Consider the following 3,343-nt stretch of genomic DNA (forward strand, 5'->3'; position numbering starts at 1 on the left):
ACAGGTCCGAAATACGTACCCTCATCCCACATAAATGCTTAGTCTTTTGGTCGGCATCGGTTGAAACGCTCGACGAATGTGCTTTTTTGACGCGGGGATGTCGCAGATATGCGCATCGGACGGCGGTAGGGAGGCGGACGGCGACCCTTTCCGGCGTCTTTCCTCAGGATGCCTTCGGGACGTTGCCGACCGGTGGCTTCCTGCGGCCGGGCTGAGCGAAAGTCCTTATGGCGAAAACGGATGGGAGTACCGCAGTACCCTAAGCGGACAGGCGAATGGGACGGATGGAGGAAGGATGACAAAGGGAAGAAGGAGGCGGGAGGAAGAAAAAACGGTCCCGGGCGCAGGTTGGACCAACCTGAAGAAGCGCCCGGGTGCCGTCGGCGGTCTTCGAGAGACAGACCAAGGTGAAGACCGCCGGAGCCTCCGGAGAGAAGCGGAGAGGATGGTTTGAGAAGATGAGGAGCCGGAGAAGAGAGAACCACGGGAGCCTGAGCTCCCGGGTTCCTGCCCGCAGCGCGTCAAGAGCACCGCGGGCGACCTCCGCCGCAGAAGATCCATCCCGTCTGCGGCGGAGGGGAGGGGCGCAAGGCCCCCGGGGTCTTACGCCTTCGCGAGCGCAAGCCCCACCAAGCGCCCGAACGTGACCGTGCGGCCGCAGGCCATGCCGGTGACGAGGTTCGGGTAGGTGTTCGCAAAGAACCCGCCCGAGTCGTTCCCGACCACGTAGAGGCCCGGGATCGGGTTCCCCTCGGTGTCGAGCGCGTTCATGTCGGTGTTGATCTTGATGCCGTCCATCGTGCAGAGACTGTAGCCCGTGTTCTTCGCGCCGTAGAAGGGCGGCTTCGTGAGGCCGGCCAAGCGGTGGGCTTCCTTGCCGTAGTCTTCGTCGACGCCCTTCGCGGCCAACTCGTTGTAGCGCTTCACGGTCTTTTCGAGCTCCGCCGCAGGGAGCCCCAGCTTCTTCGCGAGTTCCGCGATCGTGTCGGCCTTCTGCACGAAGCCCTTCTCAATCAACCCCGGGAGCATCTTCTCCTCAAAGACCTTCCAGTGGATGTTGGGGTCGGCGCCGTTCTCAAAGGGATGAACGCGCGAGCACCCGTGCATTTTGAATTCCTTCGTCTGCGCCACCCAGTCGCTGTCGAAGAGCGAATAGTGGCAGTGGCCCTTCTGGTATTCGTCCGCGTGGAGGATCCCTTCATAGATGCCGGACTCGTTGAAGAAGCGCTTCCCGTCGGCATTGACCTTCAACCACGGCTGGCTCCCGATCCAGAAGAAGCCGACGTCGCCTTTCTTGGCGGTTTCCACGCCGGTCGGCTGATCGGGGCGGAGCGCGCAGCGGTCGAAGAGCATCATCGAGTGCGTTTCGTCCATGGCGGCCCCCACCCAGAGGCAGGCGCGGATGCCGTCGCCCTTGGCGCCGGGGAGAGCCCCGTTGCGGCCGATGACGCGGAGGTTCCAGGGCTGGAGCGCCTCCATCATGGCGTAGTTTTGCCCATAGCCGCCCGTCGCGACGATCACGCCCTTCTTGGCGCGGTAGCGGACGTACCCGTCGGCCGTTTCGGCGATGAGACCCGTGACGCGGCCGCCGTCGGCGCGCTCCAACTTCACCATGCGGGTTTCGTAGTCGAAGCGCGCGCCCAGCTTACGGGCGTAGTCGACGAGCACGGCGTTCCCGTCCAATTTCTTGCCGTCCGGGCCCTTCGCGCCCCAACGCGGCGAGTGGCCGGTCGGGTAGTGCTTCCAGCGCGTTTCGTCGTCCTTGTCGCCCGACTCGTGCCAGAGCTCGACGCCGCGCTCGGCCAAGCGGTCGCCGTACCAGTCGATGGTCTTCCCCGACTCGTCGCAGAAGAGCTTCACGAGATCCTGGTTGATGTGACCCGCGGCGTACTGCGTCGCCATCGTGACGAAGTCGAACTTGTCGATCTTCGTGCCCCACTCCTTCTGGTAGCGGGAGTTCAACGCGCCCAGGTCGCCGCGCACGCCCGTGCCGGTCGCGAAGCGGTCGATGCCGATCACCTTCGCGGCGGCTTCGGCCGCCGCGCACACCGCGAAGAGCCCGCCCGTGCCGCAGCCGACCACGACGATGTCGGCGTCGACCGTGCGGCGGATCTGGGACTCCGCGATTTCAGGGGGCTGGCCCAGCCAGTCGGAGGGATCTTCGTCCGAGGCCTTGCCGGTGTTGACGACCTCGACGGGGATTTCGCCCTTGGCCTGCTGGATGCACTTCTTCGCCGCGGCCATCACGGCCTTCGACGTGATCGTCGCGCCCGAGACGGCGTCGATTTCAGAAGCCTGAGCCGCCATCAGGGCCTTCTTCAAGGTTTCCGCAGCAGCCTGACCGATGGTCGGCGTTTCTTCGGCGACGTTCAGCACCACGTCGGTGATGCGGTTCGCGTCGAACGTCATCGTGACGACGACGTTGCCGATGCCGGAGGCCTTGGCGGAGTACGTGCCCGGGACGTAGATCCCGGTCGTGGGCTTGACGAGCGTCGCGGCGCCCGCAGCGGCGGCGGAGATGGCGAGGGTGCCCCCGGCCAGGCCGGAGCGCAGGAATGAACGGCGGGAGAGCGTCATGGTCGTGTTCTCTTGGGTTGGCGGCCGTCCCTACGCTTCTTTTTCGGAGGGCGACCGACGGGATGGAGAAAAGGGTTGAAAACGGTTTGAAAAGGGTTGGTCCGGGGGAGGGCCCTCGGCCCGGGCGTCGGACGGCTGAACCCCGTTCGGGAGACGAGAGAGGAAGAGAGTTCTCCCGAGGGGGCGGCCGACGCTGCCGGGCCGGGCGGGCCGGGGCTGCCGGCCGGTGCGTCCGAAGGAGCCGGTTCGACCTGAACGACCGCGGAAACGCACCGGGCGTAACGCCCCCCGGACCTGCTTTCGGCGGGAAGATCGTCAACCTGGGTGCAGGACTCAGGTCAAGGGGGAATGCGAAATTGAGGGTAATCCCCGAGAGATGCGCAGAAAATCGAGCCGTCCGGGCGACTGATTACAATCGGCGGGCGGCCTGAAGACCGAAAGGGGACCGATTTGCCCACGAGAGCCGCACGACCCGCCGATCCAACCCCGGAGCGAAGCCCATGCCCATCGACCTTCCTCACCACCATCCCGACGCGCCCGAAGAACCCCGCCGTCCCCGCTTCAAGCGCTACCGCATCGGTGACTTCGCCCGCTTCATGGGCGTGGGCCCGGACTACCTGAAGCACTACGAGCGTCAAGGGATCCTCACGTCCGAGATCCGCGACAACGGCTACCGCTACTTCCCGTTCAACCAGTCGGCGACGATCCTCGAGGCCATGCGCCTTCAGGGGTGCGGATTTAGGACTAGTAAGGGAATAACGTGTAA

2 protein-coding genes are annotated in these 3,343 nt (G+C 65.1%); one reads left to right on the forward strand and one right to left on the reverse strand.

Going from position 1 to position 3,343, the window contains the following annotated elements; translation table 11 throughout:
* Nucleotides 1-603: 603 nt before the first annotated feature.
* Nucleotides 604-2,577 carry an FAD-binding protein gene (locus tag HMPREF9440_RS02815; RefSeq protein WP_008541306.1) on the reverse strand — a complete coding sequence of 658 codons (1,974 nt, stop codon included), beginning with the start codon at nucleotides 2,575-2,577 and terminating at the stop codon, nucleotides 604-606.
* A gap of 500 nt (nucleotides 2,578-3,077) precedes the next feature.
* Here HMPREF9440_RS02815 and HMPREF9440_RS02820 point away from each other — a divergent pair.
* Nucleotides 3,078-3,343, forward strand: a 266-nt coding sequence (locus tag HMPREF9440_RS02820; protein ID WP_008541307.1) for a MerR family transcriptional regulator, incomplete at its 3' end; no start/stop codon positions are given.

This window comes from Sutterella parvirubra YIT 11816 (genome assembly GCF_000250875.1).
Taxonomy (GTDB): Bacteria; Pseudomonadota; Gammaproteobacteria; order Burkholderiales; family Burkholderiaceae_F; genus Sutterella; species Sutterella parvirubra.